The sequence below is a fragment of the Orrella daihaiensis genome (genome assembly GCF_022811525.1).
Taxonomy (GTDB): Bacteria; Pseudomonadota; Gammaproteobacteria; order Burkholderiales; family Burkholderiaceae_B; genus Algicoccus; species Algicoccus daihaiensis.
Window position 1 is genome coordinate 2021477 of the sequence record NZ_CP063982.1, and the last position, 19602, is coordinate 2041078.

The window sequence follows — 19602 nt, forward strand, 5'->3', positions numbered from 1 at the left end:
ACTGATTTACTCCGTACTTTGTAACGTTAATCCGCGGCGCGGTACTTCGCAATCCGGCGCTTCAATCCAGGCACCAGAACCGAACGGACCAAATCGGCAATATCGGCATCATCGGTATTCTCACGGAGCACCTCATATAGCGCAGCACGCGCCTGACTCGAAAGCGCACCCCCAGCTAGCACCTGCTGATTCACCACCGCATCCCAATCAACCGGCTCTTGCACTTCACAAACGAGTCCCGATTGCAATGCATCATTGGCATCAAGCGTCTTGGCAACCTGCTGTATTTGCCGTACGCGCTGTGCACCGATTAGTCGAGCCAGGCGACGGGTACCAAGGACCAGACCAAACTTAAGGCCTGGCATCCGAAATGTCGTAGTAGCAGTCGCTACACGATGCTTGCAAGTCACCATCAAGTCAACACCTGCGCCAAAGTTTTTTCCGTGAACCAATGCCACCGTCAGAACTGAACAAGCATTTAGCTTTTGCAGCAATTGCTCAATTCGGACAAAGCGCCACAACAGATCACCTTCACTGGCATTCTCAAAGTCAGAGAAATCAAAACCGGCACAAAAATTCTTACCCTCACCCCGCAGCACCAGCACGCTGGCATCTGAAGCAATCACCTGATCAACGGCATCAATCAATGCCTCCACCAACTCCGCATTCAAGGCGTTACGTTTTTCAGGACGGTTTAATGTCAAGGTCCAGACACCGTCATTTTTTTGGACCCGCAGACATTCTTGGCTCATTGCCCTTCCCCAAAAACCTCAGCATTATGCTCACCTAGGGCCGGTGGCGCACGCCGAATTGCAACGGACTGTCCATCAAATTGCACCGGTGAACCAAACGTCCGTGTCTTGACCCCATTAGGTAGTGTGATATCCCTAACCCATTGCATATGCCTGACCTGTTCATCAGCCAGCACCTGTGAGTAGGTATTGATGGGCGCACAAGGCACACCCCTGGCCCGAAACCGTTCAAGCCACACCGCAGCATCAGCATGCATAAAAATAGTCTCAAGCATCTCACACAATACTTGCTGGTTTTGTGCACGCAACGTCGGATTCAAAAACCGCGGGTCTCGCACCCATTGAGCTTGACCTACTACCTCACAAACACTCGCCCACAGGGCATTGTTGCCAGCGGCCATCCCGAAGTAACCATCTCGGCATTTGAAAGCCTGATACGGCGCATTGCGCGGATGTGCTGATCCCAGTTTGACCGGGTCATTGCCACTACCAAAGTATTCTGACGTCTGCAAAGCTGCAATACCCAGAGTGGCACCCAACATGGGCACATCAATATGAGTACCTTGACCGGAGGATTGCGCTGTGCGCAAGGCACACACCACCGAAAAAGCAGCATAAAGCCCAGCAGAAAAGTCTGCCAAGGGCACGCCACACTTGACCGGCTCCCCGCCTGGTTCACCCGTTATGCTCATGATGCCACTCATCGCTTGTACAGTCAGATCGAAGCCACCTTCGGCTGCGCGCGGACCTGTTTGTCCATAAGCTGAGATTGAAGCCATCACAAGAGCTGGATTGATATCTTTCAAAGTGGCATAACCAACCCCAAGGCGATCCATCACACCTGGCCGGTTGTTTTCAATCAACACGTCGGCGGTTTTGATTAGTGTTTTGAATTTGGACAGGTCATCTGGATTTTTAAGATCCAGCGTCACGGAACGCTTATTACGATTAAGCGATGCAAAATTCTCACTGTAACCCTCGGAAATTGGCGGCCAACTGCGCAAGGTGTCACCGCCTTTGGGATTTTCGACTTTAATCAGATCGGCCCCCATATCCGCTAGCAACATCCCACAAAATGGCCCGGCAGCAACGTTGCAAAGCTCAATAACACGCACCCCTGTCAGCGACAAATACGACGACGAATCTGATATGGATGACACTTTTTGCCCCTTAAAATCGCATTAGTACTCAGTTAATCCAATGTTATCCTCTGGCGAGTCCACAAAGACTAAATTAACCCATCGACGACCTAAGCTTGTCTACCGAGAAACCCAACACCTTCTCTTTATTCGATATCGTCTTGATGTCATTCGTGAGTCTGGGCTGGGGTATTTCCTTTCCGGTCATGAAGCTCGGTCTAGAGACGTATCCACCCATTACGTTCAGAGCGATTTCAATCGTGATCGGTATCGCGGCTTTGGGGATTTTTTTAGTCGCGCGTGGCCAGTCTCTAAAAATCCCCGCTTCAGACTTAAAGAAACTATTTGCCATTAGCCAAGTAAATTTAACTGCCTGGCAGATGGGTTTGCTCTACGGTGTAATCCTGATGGGCGCAGGTCGAGCATCTATCGTGGGTTACAGCATGCCAGTTTGGGCGTTTGTAACCAGTGTCCTAATCTACAGAGCACCCATCACTGCTCGTGGCGTTACTGGCGTCAGTCTCGCCCTGCTCGCGGTATTGTCGCTGACACTAAACGATTTCTCACTATTCCTGGCTGAACCGTTTGGACTATTGATTCTTGTAGGTGCGGCCATGAGTTGGGGTGCCGGCACGGCAATGATACGTAACACCCCTTTGTCAATCACCAACGAGTCGATGGCATTCTGGGCCCTGATTTGCACTGTCCCAGCCTATGCCATCCTGACGTACTGGTTTGAGAGTCATCTTTGGCGGTGGCCAAACTTCACCGAGACGTGGACGATTCTGTATGGCGGACTTATCACTTTTTCATTCTGCTACATCGTCTGGTATCGAATATCTCGCAGACTACCACCAGAAGTCAGTAGCTTATCGGTGATGCTTGTGCCAATCATTGGCGTTGTTAGCAGTGCCCTCACCGTTGGCGAACAAGTATCGATACCAGACTGGTTTGCTCTCGCACTGATCATCGTTGCCATGGGTGTCGTGCTCTTGCCCGCCCGCGTGTTTAACGTCAGGCGCCGTCAACGATCATCATATTAAAGTCCGCAGCACCGAGACGCTCTTTTTTTCCTGCCTGATACTCAACCGAGTTATAAAACTCCCGGGCTCGATCGCGTGAATCAAACTCCAAAACGACCACTCTGGACCACGGAAATGCGCCTTCCATGATTTCAGTCTCACCCCCTCGGACCAGATATTTACCGCCATATTTCGCACAAGCCTCGCTTGCCTTGACCATGTAATTTTTATATTTGTCATTATCAGTGACGTTAACCATCGCAATGACATAAGCTGACATTTCACTCTCCTTAAAAATCGTTCACTTGCTGCGCGTGACTAGCCATACACCAATAACCGTCACCAGCGTGCCAAGCGCCACCCATAGCGACAATGCTTCATCAAACAAAATCCAGGCCATGATAGCAACAGTGGGCGGCGTCAAATAAATCAGGCTGCTTACCCGCGTGGCCGCCCCCTGACGCAACAGAACAAACCAAAGGCTCATCGCACCGATCGATAAAAACACCACACTCCATACCAAGGCACCAATCATCTCGTTAGTCCACTGCACGCTCATTGGTTCAAGTGTGACCATCATCGCCGCGGCAACAGCTGCACTGGCTGCATACTGGATCATGGTACCTGCGCGCAGGTCAAACATCGGACAAAAGCGTTTTTGATATATCGTACCGGTGGTAAAAGAAATGAGCGCGATGAAACACAGGACGACACCCCAGAAGGTCACACCGTCAAACCCGAGCTTGTCCGCTAGGACGATGGCAACACCACCAAATCCAAATACCAGACCCGCCCATTGGCGTGCACTGACTTTTTCTGCTAGGCGTGCGGCTAGAAAGGCCGTCAACACGGGCTGCAAGCCAACGATTAGAGCCGTCAAACCCGCTGGCATGCCAAGCTTGATCGCCGACCATACGCCGCCAAGATAACCCACATGCATCAAGAGGCCAGCGATGGCGATGTGGCTAGTGTCACGCCAGCTTGGCCACGTTGGACGCCACCATACACAAAGCGGCAGCATAATCACGAGCACACCCACGAACCGCATTGTCAGAAAAGTCATCGGATCGGTGTACGGCATGCCATACTTGGCGACGATGAAACCGGTGCTCCACACCAGCACAAACAACGGCCCTACCCAAATAATCGAGAGTTTTTGCACCTGCCAAACCTTGTATTGAGAATAACTCTCAGTTCTAGTTAACCGTCGTTCCTGCGCGCCAAGTGAAAGCAATTCTCACTCACAGGACAAGCAGGATTTTTTATTGATGAATGTCAAAAATTTATGGTGAGGTGTACATTCAATTCATGACTTTCTTAACTATGTTTCGTACAATATCTATCAAAAGATCTACACCCATTCGTTCTTTGCCAGTTTAGTTTGTCGCTTCACAAGAGGAAAGCAAAATGAAATCTACCCGTCGTCAGTTTATGGCCGTATCCGCTGTCAGTGTAGCCTCGCTGGTCACAGCCAAAGTTGCATACGCACAACCCATGCTCGGCGAAGGCGAGCCACAAGCAGTTGCCCTAGGCTACAAAGAGGATGCTACAGCAGTCGATAAAGCAAAATTCGCAAAATATCAGGATGGTCAGCGTTGCGACAATTGCCAACTCTACACCCCCAAAGATGCTAAGGCCGGTGCCTGTAGCGTGTTTCCTGGCAAGCTCGTGACGGCAGCCGGATGGTGTAATTTGTGGGTCAAGAAAGCTGGCTAATGAAGGCTCTTCCAGAAAAAAGGCCGCCCTGGGGCGGCTTTTTTTATTCCACAGTCACTGGGCCAAGCGTACCCACAGGACTGCACCGCTTCTAGTCGGTTTTCGCTGCATGGGCTCTATGACGAGCGATATCGTCGCCAACGATCTTGACTTCCGCTAGAATCGAGTCACATTGTTTATGGAGACTGCTAATGAAAAAGTTCCTTTTAGCCTCTGGCATTGCACTTGTGTCCATGGCTGGTGGCCTGGGTACAGCGCACGCCATTAATATAAGCACTTCGGAAATGGTCACGATTTGCAAGGACACTGGCAATCCTGCCGCACAAAATTTTTGCAATGGGTATGCACAAGGTGTTTACGACATGTACGTGTCTGATATCCATCCTACAGAAAATCCGGCCTACATCTGTTTTCCGAATCCAGGTCCGTCACGTGCTGATGCCATCAAGGGTTACGTAGCCTGGGCATCAAAGGCTACCGAATATAGCCGTTTGCCAGCTGCTGACACCATGATGCGTTATCTGGCCACCACCTACCCTTGCAAGAAGTAATGTGAGCTGACCCGTTTAATCAGACAAGGATTGATCATGATGACGACATTCAAACGCGCTATTTTTGTTTTACCTGTGGTAGCCGCATTTGCGGTAGCCGGCTGCGGCAACATGACCCAGGCTCAACAACGTGAACTCTCCGGCGGTGCCATTGGTGCAGCTGCCGGTGCTGGTATTACTGCGCTTGCTGGTGGCTCAGCCATATGGGGCGCCATTGGCGGTGCAGCCGTGGGTACTCTTGGCGGCTACCTTTACAACAAAAACGAACAGAGTAAATAACTTCGAATCGCAGCTGGTAGAAGAAAGCCTCGCATTGGCGAGGCTTTTTTTATCGGGTTGCCATCATCGCGAGGCACAAAGCCACTTTTGGAAATATGATTACACGGTTAATCAGGATTCTCGATAAAGGAGACTTTACATGGCAGTGACTTTGAAACCAGCCGATCACATCGCGCACTGGATCGATGGCAAGCCCTACAGAGAGACTGGCGCGCGCGCACAAGATGTCTTTAACCCGGCCACTGGTGCCGTGGTGCGTCAAGTCGAGCTTGGGTCAGCCAATACTGTCAAAAAGGCCATTGAATCAGCCAAAGCTGCCTTCACGGCTTGGTCCAACGTGCCACCGATCCGGCGCGCACGCATCATGAACAACTACTTGAATTTGCTCAACCAGCATAAAGACGCCCTCGCTGCGGTGCTCACACAGGAACATGGGAAAGTCTTCTCGGATGCTCAGGGCGAAGTCACTCGTGGTATTGACATCGTTGAATTTGCCTGCGGTATACCCCAGTTACTAAAGGGTGACTACACTGATCAGGTATCGACCGACATAGACAACTGGACCATGCGCCAACCACTTGGTGTCGTGGCAGGTATTACACCGTTTAACTTTCCCTGCATGGTACCGATGTGGATGTTCCCCGTCGCAATCGCCTGCGGCAATACCTTTGTTTTAAAACCAAGTGAACGTGATCCATCGGCCTCGCTATTGATGGCTGAGCTTTTGAAAGAAGCCGGCTTGCCAGATGGCGTCTTTAATGTGGTTCAAGGCGACAAAGTAGCGGTTGATACTCTGCTTGAAGACCCGGATGTCAAAGCATTGAGTTTCGTTGGGTCAACACCGATTGCTCAATATATCTATCAGACCGGCGCGGCCCACGGAAAGCGCGTTCAAGCGCTTGGCGGCGCCAAGAACCATATGGTGGTCATGCCGGATGCCAATCTAGATGTTGCCGTCGATGGCTTGATCGGTGCAGCATATGGCTCAGCAGGCGAACGCTGTATGGCCATCTCGGTGGCCGTGCTCGTGGGTGACATCGCTGACAAAATCATCCCGCGTTTAGCTGAGCGTGCCAAACAGCTAAAAATCGCCAATGGCATGGAAAGCGATGCCGAAATGGGTCCGGTCATTACGCAAGCTGCCAAGGACCGAATTGAAGGCTATATTGCTGCCGGCGTTGCACAGGGTGCGAGCTTGGTAGTCGATGGTCGAGGTGTCAAAGTACCTGGTCATGAAAACGGCTTCTTCGTGGGAGGCACGCTCTTTGACCACGTCACACCCGAGATGTCTATCTACACCGATGAGATTTTCGGGCCCGTCTTGGTTTGCGTTCGAGTCAAGTCTCTGGAAGAAGCGGTCAAGCTGATCAATGATCACGAATATGGCAACGGCGTGTCTTGCTACACCAGCGATGGACATGTAGCGCGCGAGTTCTCCCGCAATATTCAGGTTGGCATGGTCGGCATCAATGTACCTATACCTGTACCGATGGCATGGCACGGTTTTGGTGGCTGGAAGCGCAGCCTCTTTGGTGATATGCATGCATACGGTGAGGAAGGTGTGCGCTTCTACACCAAGCAGAAGTCAATCATGCAACGCTGGCCTGAGACGATCGCCGCAGGCGCCGAGTTCGCCATGCCGGTTGCCAAGTAACACATCAGCGGTTTGTGATAGCACAAGGGCCTCCTGATCAGGAGGCCCTTTACATTCCAGCTCTGCAACGCTCAGAAAATAATTTGCTAGAACTTAAAGCCAGTACCCTATCAAGACAGCTCAGAAGCGGACGATTCCACCTGTTCATCGTCTTCGGTTTTCTTGTTCTTATGGAAGAATTCCATGATCTTGACAAAGAAAATCGGCACAATGGCAACCGCCAACGTGGTCGAAGCAATCATTCCACTAAAGACCGTAATACCGATCGAGAAACGTGAATTAGCGCCTGCACCCGTGGCTGTTAACAATGGAACAACGCCAAGGATAAAAGCAATCGAGGTCATCACGATCGGACGGAATCGCTCATGCGAGGCATGTAGCGCCGCCTCAGTGTAAGTCATACCCTTTTGTACTGCTTCAAGCGCCACTTCAACAATCAAAATAGCATTCTTGGCTGACAACGCGATCATCAACACCAGACCAATCTGCACATAAATATTGTTGTCCATCCCCACAGAAAGCAAGGCAATCACAATGCCTGACAAAGCAAGCGGTACAGCACTCAACACTGCGATAGGCGCAGCCCAAGACTCATACTGCGCGGCTAAAACCAGATAAACCAGCAAAATCGACAGCGCGAACACAAGAATCTGAGTATTACCGACCAACTGTTCCTGATAGGACATGGCTGTCCACTCATAACCAATGCCCTCGGGCAAGCTCTCATTGGCCAGTTGTGTGATCGCTGCAAGTACCTGACCCGAACTAAACCCTGGAGCGGCCGCTCCATTCACACTGGCCGTCGGGAATAGGTTGTACTGGGAAGCAATAGAAGGACCAGACGTCTGAGTGATTTCAACGAACGAACCGAGCGGCACCATATTGCCACTGCGATTTTTCACATACAGTTTTTGGATTTGGTTGATGTCTGTGCGGTACTTGCCATCCGCTTGCACATATACCTGATAGGTTTGCCCAAATTTGAAGAACTGATTGACGTAGGACGACCCAAAGTAAGATTGCAGTGCGTCATAGGCATCACCAATATTCACCCCTAGCGTCTCGGCAGCCGCTGGATTGAAGGTCAACTCAAGCTGAGGAACATCATTATTGAATGTCGTAAATGCCATCATGACTTCAGGCAACTTATTGACGCGTTCAATGAACTGATCGGTGGCATCGGCTAACTTGTCAAAGCTATTACTGCCATCGGTCAACAGCAACTGCAAATTAAACCCACCTGACATACCTAGCCCAGGAATTGCAGGAGGCAAGACCACCCGAGCACTTGCGCTTTGGACCTCTTGCAAACCAGCCGACATCCGTTGGTAGATTGAGCGCAGGTCTTCACCCTTAGCCTTGCCGCGTTCATCCCAAGGCTTCAGAATCACATACATCGCACCAGCACTCGGGTCAGTGTTGTTATTGTCCAGCACACTAACACCACCAATGGTGACTACATCTTGCACCCCGGGAACAGCCTCAATCACTTTGCGCACCTCTTGAGCAGCACTGTTCGTGCGTTGAAGTGATGCACCAGAGGGCAGTTCCATCGTGACAATCAGATAGCCCTGGTCTTCATTCGGAATAAAACCTGTCGGCACGCGTGTCAAACCATAGATCGATGCGCCAATAATTACCACACCGATCAATGCAGTGGTCGTGCTGTGCGCCACTAAGCCATGCATTAACTTCGCATAACGTGTGGAGACTGCATCAAAACCTTTATCAAACGCTCGAGCAAATCGATTTTTGGGTTTGGGCGTTTCATTTTTTTTCGGGGCCTTGATGAACTCACCAGCCTGAGCAGGACTCAGACTGATGGCCGCGATACCAGACAGCAATGCTGTAATGGCAATCACCAATGCGAATTGACGATACATTTGCCCAGTGATGCCTGAAATAAACGACGCGGGTAAAAACACGGCCATGAGTACCAGCGTGATACCGATAATGGGCGTCATTAGTTCGCCCATCGCGGCTATTGCAGCATCTTTAGGTTTCATGCCAGCTTCAACTTTCTTGGCGACGCCTTCGACCACCACGATCGAGTCGTCCACCACAATACCGATCACCACAACGATGGCAAATAAAGTCAATAAATTAATCGAAAAGCCCAACGCTGCCATACCCGCAAACGCACCGATGATGGTGACTGGTATGGTCACGGCTGGAACAAGGGTAATCCGCCAATTCTGTAAAAACACCAAAATTACCAACAAAACCAATAAGCCAGCCTCGTAGAGTGTGACGTACACCTCATCAATCGAGGCCGTTACAAACGAGGTCGTATCAAATGGGATGCCCCACTCAATGTCCGCAGGAAAGCTCTTGGAAATTTTTTCCATTTCATCACGCACGGCTTGAGCGACTTGCAAGGCGTTGGCATCAGGCAACTGATAGATCGCGATACCACCAGCGGGCTGATTACCTAACTGAAAAAATTGGTTGTAATTCTGGCTACCCATTTCAAGGCGAGCCACATCTCGCAATCGAGTCAACTGACCATCAGATTCTTTCAAGACAATTGCGCCAAACTGCTCCGGTGTGTCCATGGCACTAGCGACATTAACCGTGAATTGAAACGCTTGACCGTCCGGCACAGGTGGAGCACCAATCTGCCCGGCAGACAGCAGGACGTTTTGTTTGTTAATCGCCTGCATCACTTCGGCAGGCGTCAGATTACGCTCGAGCATCAGCTCCGGGTTTAGCCAAACCCGCATGCTGTAATTACCAACACCAAACACATTGGCAGCAGCAACGCCTGGAATACGAGCCAAACGCTGTTGCATCTGCAAATTAGCGAAGTTGCTTAAAAACAGAGCATCCCGGCTATTGTCCTTTGAGGTAACGGTCACAAACTGCAAGATAGCAGTGGATTGAGTCTGCGTGGTGACCCCCTGCTTTTGCACCGCTTGCGGCAACATAGGCAATGCAATGGCAACCCGATTTTGAACATCGACCTGAGCCATATCAGGATCTGTGCCAACTGCAAAAGTTACCGTTAACTGATAGGTACCTGCATCGGTCGAGAACGATTGCATATACAGCATGCCCTGCACACCGTTGACCTGATTCTCGATGTTGCTGCCCACCAATTGTTGGATAAGCTTGGCATTAGCACCCGGCCAATTCGTAGTGACCTGAATCGTCGGCGGTGTCATCTGTGGGTACTGCGCAACCGGCAAACCAAAAATCGACACTGCCCCGATCAGTACGATGATGATGCCGATGACATTACTTAAGATCGGCCGTTCAATAAAGGTCTTAGAAAGCATGGGTATATTCCAGTGCTAAAAGCATCAGGTCAGGGTCGTCGCTTGAGTACAAAGTTGCACCGACAACGCTCTTCAGGAACCAGCGGCAACTGGTTTAGCAGCCGCCCCGGTACCAGGCAATTCGGCTGGTTCAACCTTGCTCGTCTGAGCATCAACCGGTTTGCCAACGCTTAGAGTCACAAAGCCGTTGATAACCACTTGGTCAGAGTCAGACAAGCCTTTGGAGACTTCAATGAGGTGTCCAAACTGCTGTCCCGTGGTGATGTTTTGTCGGGCAGCTTTCTTATCCTGACCAACGACGAATACGTACGGACCTTGTTGGTCACGCAAGACGGCCTCAAATGGAACCAGCAGTGCATCGCGCTTGTTACCGTAATAAACCAAGACACTGGCGTATACGCCAGGCACAATCGCGCCATCGCGATTAGCGAATTGACCACGCAACTGCAGTGTTCCTGTGTTGATGTCTAGATCGCTTGCCGCAAAGTCGAGTACACCTTCATGTGGAAACCCTTGATCTCCCTGCAATGCAGCGAAGATAGGCAACTTGCCTACGCCCTGGCCCAAATTGTCGGTGCCGCCGGCCATTTTGATGTAAGCCAACAGCTCGGTTTGACTCATCGAAAAATAAATATAAAGTGGCTGGATTTGGCGAATATCTGCTAGTTTGATGCCATCGGGGCTCGCACCCAAATAATTTCCAACATCGATCAGGTGACGTCCCATGACTCCATCAAACGGAGCACGCACCTCGGTGTAACCGAGATTGATTTGCGCCAAAGCCAAATTGGCCTGTGCTTGCTGCAATTTGGAACGTGCACTGTCAACAGCCGCCTGAGACGTCGCCTTTTGCGCTAACAAGGTGCTCTGACGATCAAACTCGATTTTTGCTTCGTCGTAAATGGCCTGATTAAGTGCCACCTCTTGCTTGTACTGGTCCTGTTCGATAACAAACAACAAGTCACCTTTATTAACCTTGGCACCGTCTTTGAATAGAATTTGTTCAAGATAACCGGGTACTCGGGCCTCAAGGCTGACGTAGAGCAAAGGTGCTGCTGTACCATCAAAGACCACGTAATTCTGAACTGTTTGCTTTACAGGGGGAGCAACAGTCACTTTAGCGGGCGGTTGCTCGGGCGGCGCCTTTTTCTCACAACCTGCCAAACCCAGCGCCACCAGGACACCAACTGCAGCCGCCCCAAAACGAGATACTTTTGAAATAGACATCCAGTTCATCACTTCGCTCCACCAGCAGCGTTACTCATGTTTGCAGTCGCTGGCGCTACCGAGTTGGTCGCAGCAACCGTCGGATCAAGTCCCAACGTCTTAATCAATCTGGGCGTTTCAGGATGATTTAACATTTGTCCCCAGTCTGTACGTTCCTTCATCTGGGCCACCATTTCACTGGGTAACGGCGGAACTTTCAGCTCACCACTCCAGCCCCCACCGAGTGCCTTGAAAGCATCGACATAGCCCAGTAGCGCATTGGTGCGTGTTTGTACCAGATCAGTCTGAACCCGCAATAAAATCTGCTGGGCCACAATGACTGTGTTGTAGTCGGACTGACCTGCCTCATAAAGATCCAGGGCAAGCTTGGCTGATTCGGCTGCTGACCTTGCAGCGCGCGCGTAATCAATCGAAGCCTGCTTTGCCGTAGCAATTTGCACCAGAGCATCTTCAACCTCTGCTTGCGCTGCCAACACCGTGTTTTGATAGTTAAGCAATGCCTGCTGAAAAGCAGCATCTTGCACACGCACTTGATCGACGATAGCACCACGATAAAACAGTGGGAAATAAAAACCGCCACCGCCACTACCACTTGAACCTTCGAAACTAAACGTTTGACCGCCCGTATATGAGACCGAAGCATTCAAGTATCCAAACATCCCAGTCAAAGAAAAGCTCGGATAGAGATCGGCTTCACGCACACCAATCAGCGCAGACTGGGAAACTGCCTGGTATTCAGCGAGAGCCACATCAGGGCGTCGGCGCAACAAGTCTTTGGGGATACCGACATTGAGAACTTCCGGTGTTTTCAACTGGTTCTTGATACCACCAAAGGTAACCTCATAAAAACTCGGAGTCTGCCCCAACAGCGCGCTCATGGCATTTTGTTGGCGATTCAAGCGCGAGATCAATTGGGGAATTTCTGCCTTGGTCTGTTGGTAGCGAGTCTGAGCCTGACTCAACGCCAGCAACGACGTTGAGCCCGCCTTGTAACGAGCATCTGCAATCCGAAGGCTCTCGCCTTGCAAAGCGAGGTTGGTACGCGCCACCCTGATTAAAGATTCCAGGTTACGGATATTGATGTAAGTCCTCGCCACCATCGAGGCCAGCGACACATCGGCTGCGTAATAGGCTGCAATAGCACCCTGGTAACCGGCAAAGGTGCTCTCGATGCCGCGACGATACTTACCCCAAAAGTCAATTTCCCAATTGGCCTGTAACATCGCTTCCTTGGTGGATGCATTATTACCACCGATGGCACTGCCGGCGGCTACGACTGTGGGCAGCAAGGTTGCGTCGCTAACTCCCAACTGGGCTCTAGCTTGATAGATGCGAACTGCCGCCGACTGCAGCGACAAGTTCTGCTGCGCTGCCAACTTCAATAACTCATCCAACGTAGGATCTTCAAACTGCGACCACCATTGCACGGCATTGATTTGAGCATTGCGCACCGTCTCCACCGCTGCGGAAAACGGTGTGCCAGTCTCTTGTCGCCACTGCTCATTAACCAGCACTTCCGGTTGTTTGAAATCCGGCCCTACCATGCAGCCAGCTAGTAACGCTATGCCAGCCGCAGCGCCAAGCCATCTCAGTAATGATTTTCCCAAACCAGTCGATTCGGAAATGCAAGCACGCGAAACGGCAGGCACTGAATGACGCGTCTCTAGGTTGTTGGATGCCGGGTCATGCCAAACACAAAAAGTCACATTGGCGCGCCTTCGCACCGAAAAATCCGAGCCTGGCATGAGCAGCGATCCTTGAACAATTGCAGATTCGGAGATAGTAGCCGAATTCAGTGACGGCCTACTACCATTTTGTTGCGTGGCACCACGACAACACACCCGCCCGCAATGCCTTCAAAAGCGGCACTTATGTTTGCCCAATTCAACACCAATTTAACCTTAAGGATGGTCTAGCCAGGATTGACCAACGTATTTAGCCTTCTGCGACAATTCTTCTGCAATGGGCTAAAGCGGCCTCGATCAAGTTGTCGCTAGCCTCTTGCGTTCGAAAGGCGGAGTGAGCTGACAGTGTGACATTCTCAAGCTGGGACAGGGGATGCCCAGCGGGCATCGGTTCAGTCGTATAAACATCGAGCGCGGCATGCCCGATCTTGCCAGACACGAGGGCTTGAATCATGGCCGGCTCATCGACCACGGCGCCCCTGGCCGTATTGATCAACAAGACGCCATCGCGCATTTTCTGAATGCATTCGCGGTCAATCAGACCCCGAGTTTCATCGTTTAGCAATAAATGAACCGAGATGACATCACTGCCCATCAATACTTCATCTAAAGACATAAACTGCACGCCCGAATGGTTTTTAGGCGATCGATTCCAGGCGATCACACGCATACCAGCGCCAAGGCAAAGGCGTGCCATTTCCGCGCCGATTCCACCAAAACCGATCAATCCAACAGTTTTACCGGTCAATTGCAAACCATCACGCCTTGGCCACCCGCCTGCCCTGACACCACGATCCATGTAAGCAAAATCTTTGGCAGCTGCCCACATCAAGCCAAATGCGCACTCCGCAACTGCCGTATCGCCGTAGCCTTTGATGATGTGAACCTGAATGCCAATCTCAGCCAATTCCTCTGGATTCATGTAAGACCGTGCACCCGTACCCATAAAAACAACATGGCGCAAGTTTGGACACTGGCTAGCAATATCAGTCGGCAATCCGGTGTGATCTATCCAAGCAATGTCTGCATCCCCTACTACGGCCGGGATTTCATCTGGCGTGATGTCGATATTGCGGTTCACCATGATATCGATGTCAGTTGGCAGACGCAGACGATCTGTAACCGCAGCATGCATATCGCTGGCATCGATGAACACAGCTCTCATAGCAGAACCCATTTTTTTATTACCTAACTTGATCTGACATCGGCATCATGCTTGAACGAACCCGCCTGCGTCAACCACGACCCACTAAACCCACCGTACAAAGACGCATCCCGTATAAACTCAAATTGCCCATACAATTTGTAAGGCGTGCGTATAACAGCACCGATCGGCAGCCGCAAAATTGCGTGACCCGTCCAAGCCTGCATCAACCTCTGCTACCTGGTAACCGGCAAATCCATCGTGTACGGCATTACAGATCTGACCACCTTCATGCTTGGCACCATATTCATTGTGCTACTGCCTGGACCTAACTCCGTTTTCGTACTCTCAACGGCAAGCATGCATGGTACGGCAGCTGGCTATCGAGCAGCTGCAGGCGTATTCGTTGGTGATGCCATCTTGATGCTGCTGGCATCAATGGGCGCAGCATCAGTGCTCTACACCAATCCGACACTATTCATGGTGCTGAAGTATGCCGGTGCTGCTTACCTGTCCTGGATTGGTTTGGGGTTATTCCGAGAGGCTTGGCTTGGTCTAGCCCAAAAGCATACTCTGTTATCGAAGGCACAAGCCGTGCCACTAAATACCAACAAGCAGACAAGCCCGCAAACAGATGATCCGATCGTAGAGAAAGAATTAAAACGCCACGCAGGCCGCCAAATCAAAACCTCGCACAGCGCGCCGTTTCGGGGCGCTTTATTGATCAGCCTGCTGAATCCGAAAGCAATTTTTTTCTTCATTTCTTTTTTTGTGCAATTTGTCGACCCCAATTACGACCATCCCGTATTAACCTTCTTTTTGCTCGGCACCATCGTTGAAATCTGCAGCGTCGCCTATTTAGCCATGCTGATACACGGTGGTGCTCATTTGGCTAGGCGCATGCATCAATACCCCAGACTGAACGCTTTGGCAGCAGGTGCGGTGGGGAGTATCTTCATCTGGTTTGGGATCAAACTCGCGAGTGCCACGCTTTGATAATCAGATGGTTGGTTAACCTGAGCTCGTTAATGCGAATGATTCTATCTATCGGTTAATTAGGTTTACTTTTTGCATGAACCGGGCGATTGCCATCACCAAGTCATAAATTTGGATAACAATATGACTCATGGGAAAAATACACGCTCACGGCCATGCCCATACGCATGCGAACGATCATTTGGAGTCCGTGGCTGACGAATCAGCCGAAATGGACGTTAAGAACACGCCCTATACGGCTGCAGAACGCTCCAAGGTAGCAAAGTCCTCGACCATGGTTAGTGTCGTGGTCAATATCGTGTTGAGCACTTTACAAATTGCCGTCGGTTTTTTTGCCAAATCCCAGGCCTTGATTGCCGACGGTATCCACTCCTTATCTGACCTGTTGTCTGACTTTGTCGTGCTTATCGCTAATCATCACAGCCAGAAGGAAGCCGATGAGGACCATCCTTATGGACATCAACGATTCGAGACGGCGGCCTCGTTGTTCTTGGGAGGCATATTGCTATCTGTCGGGATCGGCATGCTTTGGGCTTCAGTAGACAAGATAATGAACCCAGAAACCATTCCAGATGTCGCTCCGATTGCGCTCGGAATTGCAATCCTGACGCTGTTTGCCAAGGAAGGTTTGTTTCGCTACATGCTATCGGCAGCTAAACGCGTCAAATCCAGTATGTTGGTGGCCAACGCTTGGCACGCGAGATCAGATGCTGCGTCATCGCTGGTAGTGGCCATCGGTATCTTGGGTCACCTGCTCGGCTACAAAATCCTGGATCCAATCGCCGCACTGATTGTCGGCTTAATGATTGCTCGCATGGGGTGGCGGTTTGGCTCAGAGGCTTTCAATGATCTGATGGATCGTGGTGTGGACGAGCAGGAACTGCAGGAAATTATCCGCACGCTCAACAGCACACCAGGCGTTTTAGGTGTACATGATGTGCGCACGCGAAAAATGGGTGACATGGTGATGGTTGATGCCCATATCGAGGTCGACCGCACATTAACCGTGGAGCAGGGTCATGACATTGCGGTAGCAGCCAGAGAGGCTGTCATGCATCGCCACAGGGTGCTGGATCTGATGGCGCACGTCGACCCGGTGGACCTGCCAAACGTTGCCTCCAGTTGAGATGACGGCCAGACAATCCCTACGCTGGGCCGAGCCACTACGTAATGCTGCATTTACACCCCAACCGCGCATTCACTCCCAAACCCGGTACCGAACTTAATCAGTAGCCAGCACTAACCATGCAAAACTGCGTATGGGGTTAGACAAGCACATACAATTCACTGATTACCGTCATCAACATTGATTTATCTGGATTATGTCCAAGCACAACCCTCCCCGCGCGAACGCGCAACATGATACGCACACCACCGACGAACTGGTAACCAGCCAGGTACCGGCTGACAGCATCGGCATACGACCGCTGGATGGCTTAAAAGTACTGGAACTTGGACAGCTGATTGCTGGACCTTTTGCATCAAAAATCCTCGCCGAGTTTGGGGCCGATGTTATCAAAGTCGAGCCACCCGAAGGAGATCCATTACGTAAGTGGCGATACATCCATGAAGACACTTCGGTCTGGTGGGCCGCACATGCTCGAAACAAGCGCTCAATCACGATTGACCTAAGACAACCCGAAGGACAAAACCTGGTGCGCATGCTTGCCAAGCAAGCCGATATCCTGATAGAAAACTTCCGTCCGGGCGCCATGGAGAAATGGGGCCTTGGCTTTAAAGAACTGCATGCCGTGAATCCAAAACTGATCATGCTTAGGGTGTCTGGTTATGGGCAAACAGGCCCATACAAAGATAGACCGGGGTTCGGTGTGATTGGTGAGGCCATGGGTGGGCTCAGATATATATCGGGCGAGCCAGGCAGGCCGCCAGTGCGCGTAGGGGTTTCGATTGGCGACACGCTTTCAGGGCTGCATGGCGTCATCGGCATCTTGATGGCTTTGCGTCACCGCGAAGTACAGAACGGTCTGGGCCAGGAAATCGATGTGGCGCTTTACGAATCTGTCTTCAACATGATGGAAAGCCTAATCCCCGAGTACTCCAAATTCGGTGTGATCAGACAACCCTCGGGCGGCTCGATGCCAGGAATTGCGCCAACCAACGCATACCCGACGCTAGATGGCAAATACGCATTGATTGCTGGCAATGGGGACAGCATCTTCAAGCGGCTGATGACACTCATCGAAAGGGATGATTTAGCCAATGACGCTGAGCTTGGGGACAACATTGGCCGTGCCAAAAATGCCCAGAAGCTTGACGACGCCATATCCGCATGGACTAGCCAACATCGACTCGATATCGTGCTCGCGAAACTAACCGAAGCTGGCGTTCCCAATGGACGAAGCTATGACGCAGCTGACATTTCTGCAGACCCGCATTACCGGGACAGAAACATGATTCTGCAAACCCAACTTCCTGACGGATCCGCTATCGAGGTTCCAGGGATTGTTCCCAAACTGTCTTCAACTCCCGGCCAGGTTGACCGATTAGCACCAGGCCTTGGAGAGCATACCGAAGAGATACTGATCGAACTTGGCTTAGACGATGACGAGCGCAAGGCTTTAAAAGACAAAGGTATTGTGTGAATCCATGCATGACGCTAGCCATTGACCGAACAACTGTGATGTCTGGGCTCAAGAAACGTCAGCTTGCAGAGCCGATGCATAAAGCTCAAGCGTTTGTTGATTGACGATATCTCGAGAAAACTCTTGAACTGCCATTTTGCGAGATGCATCACCAAACTGCTGGCATAAGGCGGGATCTTGTAACAAGCGGTCGATGGCGTTGGCCAAAGCGGAAGCATCACGCGGGGGCACAAGAAAACCATTCACACCCTCTTGCACCGCCTCGCGACATCCCGGCACATCGGTGGCAACGCATGGCAATCCCATGGCAAGAGACTCGAGCAAAGACTTTGGCAATCCTTCACGATAAGAGGGAAGACATGAAATGGTTGCCTTCGAAAGGACAGGCTGAACATCAGGCCGAAATCCCCACCACTGAACAACACCCTCCTGCTGCCAGTCTAACAACTGCTCCCTGGCAATTGCACCGCGATTGTCATCATCAGGGTCACCAACGAGTACAAATTGTGCGTATTGACGGCCGTACTGACGAGTAAGTCTTCTGGCGGCCTCAACAAACTCACCAACCCCTTTGTCCCATAGCATTCGAGACAACAACATCACCACTGGAATTGGTTTGGCAAGCCCTTGATTGGAGAAAGTATCCTCTATCTCTGGCAAAACTGGTCTGGGACGAAAGCGGTCAACATCAACGCCGGCTCCGCGAATCAAAACTGCGCCACTTTCCCTAATCCATCCTTGGCGCAGAAAATAATCACGGTCATCCGCATTCTCAAACACAGTTTTAGCGTGCTGCTTATCTAGAACCAAGTGAAAAAGTAACGACATGAACAGACGGGCCACTTTCGCTGCTCGCGTCTCGGATGAAAATGCAAACCCAAGACCGACTACAGCGTTAATCACGCACCTGATACCAACCCACCGAGCCGCGATAGAGCCGATCAATATCGGCTTTAAAGCGATTTGATGCACGATATCCGGCTTCTCTTGTTTAAGAATCCGGACAAAGTCTCGAAGATTTCTTACGAGCCTTAAAGGATGCATACTGCGCCGATCAATATGAATCGGGATCAGCCTGATGCCGTGCTTGGATAACCGATCTGGTTCTCGGTCTAACTTTGAGGTCACACGCGTGACCACGACCACATCGTAGCCAGCCTGCTTGGCTGCGATGGCGCGATCGAGAAAATGGGAATAAAAAAACCAATCGACACCAATAAAGTAAAGCAGTTTGGCGTGCTGTGCGCTCGGTAGATTTGATCCAATATGCTTGTTCAATTGAGTCGTCGCAATATTTTGTAGCAATCGATTAGACAAGTTTCGGCCTACTTCGGCAAACTCAAATAGCCTTAATATATGTGCTTCTAGTCAACTGCTATGGTACGCAATTAAGGCAATATTAACCACCGTAAAAAGTAACAAGCATGGACAAAATGAACCAATTCTCTTGACTGCGAATTAGGCTCAGATGCACCCATAAGCCCTTCTAGCCTTGAGTCGTTGACGCTCAAGTGCGACGCAACTCGAACCCCCAATGCCAAGAGAAATCACCTAGC

Annotated in this window: 17 protein-coding genes; 8 read left to right on the top strand and 9 right to left on the bottom strand. The window is 50.9% G+C overall.

The genetic code is table 11. The features are described from left to right. Positions 1 to 26: 26 nt before the first annotated feature. Together DHf2319_RS09365 and DHf2319_RS09370 are read right to left on the bottom strand one after the other, a co-directional pair. Entirely contained in the window at positions 27 to 752 is a 726-nt protein-coding gene (locus tag DHf2319_RS09365) for an enoyl-CoA hydratase/isomerase family protein (protein ID WP_243477952.1), read from the bottom strand. Continuing rightward, positions 749 to 1912, bottom strand: a complete 1164-nt coding sequence (locus tag DHf2319_RS09370) for a CaiB/BaiF CoA transferase family protein (RefSeq protein WP_369810176.1) — start codon at positions 1910 to 1912, stop codon at positions 749 to 751. Before DHf2319_RS09370 ends, DHf2319_RS09365 begins: the two co-directional genes overlap by 4 nt. 95 nt (positions 1913 to 2007) lie before the next feature. Here DHf2319_RS09370 and DHf2319_RS09375 point away from each other — a divergent pair, with 95 nt between their 5' ends. Next, positions 2008 to 2934 carry a DMT family transporter gene (locus DHf2319_RS09375; protein WP_243477953.1) on the top strand — a complete coding sequence of 309 codons (927 nt, stop codon included), beginning with the start codon at positions 2008 to 2010 and terminating at the stop codon, positions 2932 to 2934. On the opposite strand, the gene DHf2319_RS09380 is transcribed toward DHf2319_RS09375, so the two are convergent. Both DHf2319_RS09380 and DHf2319_RS09385 read right to left on the bottom strand, forming a co-directional pair. Next, positions 2906 to 3193, bottom strand: coding sequence for a DUF1330 domain-containing protein (locus DHf2319_RS09380; RefSeq protein ID WP_243477955.1), 288 nt, complete (start codon positions 3191 to 3193; stop codon positions 2906 to 2908). The genes DHf2319_RS09375 and DHf2319_RS09380 overlap by 29 nt on opposite strands. A 21-nt stretch (positions 3194 to 3214) precedes the next feature. Next, the gene (locus DHf2319_RS09385) at positions 3215 to 4075 is read right to left on the bottom strand and encodes a DMT family transporter (protein WP_243477956.1); all 861 of its coding nucleotides are present in this window, start codon (positions 4073 to 4075) and stop codon (positions 3215 to 3217) included. A gap of 245 nt (positions 4076 to 4320) precedes the next feature. On the opposite strand from DHf2319_RS09385, the gene DHf2319_RS09390 reads away from it, so the two are divergent. From DHf2319_RS09390 to DHf2319_RS09405, 4 genes are all read left to right on the top strand, one after another. Next, entirely contained in the window at positions 4321 to 4629 is a 309-nt protein-coding gene (locus DHf2319_RS09390) for a high-potential iron-sulfur protein (protein WP_243477957.1), read from the top strand. Positions 4630 to 4820: 191 nt separating this feature from the next. Next, positions 4821 to 5180: a Rap1a/Tai family immunity protein gene (locus DHf2319_RS09395; RefSeq protein ID WP_243477958.1), complete on the top strand. Its 360-nt coding sequence runs from the start codon at positions 4821 to 4823 to the stop codon at positions 5178 to 5180. 36 nt (positions 5181 to 5216) lie between these two features. Beyond that, the gene (locus DHf2319_RS09400; RefSeq protein WP_243477960.1) at positions 5217 to 5459 is read left to right on the top strand and encodes a YMGG-like glycine zipper-containing protein; all 243 of its coding nucleotides are present in this window, start codon (positions 5217 to 5219) and stop codon (positions 5457 to 5459) included. 139 nt (positions 5460 to 5598) lie between these two features. Next, the gene (locus DHf2319_RS09405) at positions 5599 to 7113 is read left to right on the top strand and encodes a CoA-acylating methylmalonate-semialdehyde dehydrogenase (RefSeq protein ID WP_243477961.1); all 1515 of its coding nucleotides are present in this window, start codon (positions 5599 to 5601) and stop codon (positions 7111 to 7113) included. A gap of 110 nt (positions 7114 to 7223) precedes the next feature. Here DHf2319_RS09405 and DHf2319_RS09410 read toward each other — a convergent pair whose 3' ends face one another. The 4 genes from DHf2319_RS09410 to DHf2319_RS09425 all read right to left on the bottom strand — a co-directional run bounded on the left by DHf2319_RS09410 (position 7224) and on the right by DHf2319_RS09425 (position 14468). Continuing rightward, the gene (locus tag DHf2319_RS09410) at positions 7224 to 10391 is read right to left on the bottom strand and encodes an efflux RND transporter permease subunit (protein ID WP_243477962.1); all 3168 of its coding nucleotides are present in this window, start codon (positions 10389 to 10391) and stop codon (positions 7224 to 7226) included. Between the two features lie 72 nt (positions 10392 to 10463). Further along, entirely contained in the window at positions 10464 to 11618 is a 1155-nt protein-coding gene (locus DHf2319_RS09415; protein WP_243477963.1) for an efflux RND transporter periplasmic adaptor subunit, read from the bottom strand. Positions 11619 to 11626: 8 nt separating this feature from the next. Further along, positions 11627 to 13324, bottom strand: a complete 1698-nt coding sequence (locus tag DHf2319_RS09420; RefSeq protein WP_243477965.1) for an efflux transporter outer membrane subunit — start codon at positions 13322 to 13324, stop codon at positions 11627 to 11629. A 229-nt stretch (positions 13325 to 13553) separates the two neighbouring features. Then, complete coding sequence (locus tag DHf2319_RS09425) at positions 13554 to 14468, bottom strand: NAD(P)-dependent oxidoreductase (protein WP_243477967.1); 915 nt, start codon at positions 14466 to 14468, stop codon at positions 13554 to 13556. A gap of 240 nt (positions 14469 to 14708) precedes the next feature. On the opposite strand from DHf2319_RS09425, the gene leuE reads away from it, so the two are divergent. The 3 genes from leuE to DHf2319_RS09440 all read left to right on the top strand — a co-directional run bounded on the left by leuE (position 14709) and on the right by DHf2319_RS09440 (position 18046). Beyond that, positions 14709 to 15443, top strand: coding sequence for a leucine efflux protein LeuE (leuE, locus tag DHf2319_RS09430; protein ID WP_256462156.1), 735 nt, complete (start codon positions 14709 to 14711; stop codon positions 15441 to 15443). Between the two features lie 211 nt (positions 15444 to 15654). After that, positions 15655 to 16569 (top strand): cation diffusion facilitator family transporter, encoded by a 915-nt coding sequence (locus DHf2319_RS09435; protein WP_243480080.1) that lies wholly within the window; start codon positions 15655 to 15657, stop codon positions 16567 to 16569. 286 nt (positions 16570 to 16855) lie between these two features. Then, a complete protein-coding gene (locus DHf2319_RS09440) occupies positions 16856 to 18046 on the top strand; it encodes a CaiB/BaiF CoA transferase family protein (protein WP_243480081.1) in 1191 nt (396 codons plus the stop codon). A gap of 48 nt (positions 18047 to 18094) precedes the next feature. On the opposite strand, the gene DHf2319_RS09445 is transcribed toward DHf2319_RS09440, so the two are convergent. Continuing rightward, a complete protein-coding gene (locus DHf2319_RS09445; RefSeq protein ID WP_243477968.1) occupies positions 18095 to 19324 on the bottom strand; it encodes a glycosyltransferase family 4 protein in 1230 nt (409 codons plus the stop codon). Positions 19325 to 19602: the final 278 nt, after the last annotated feature.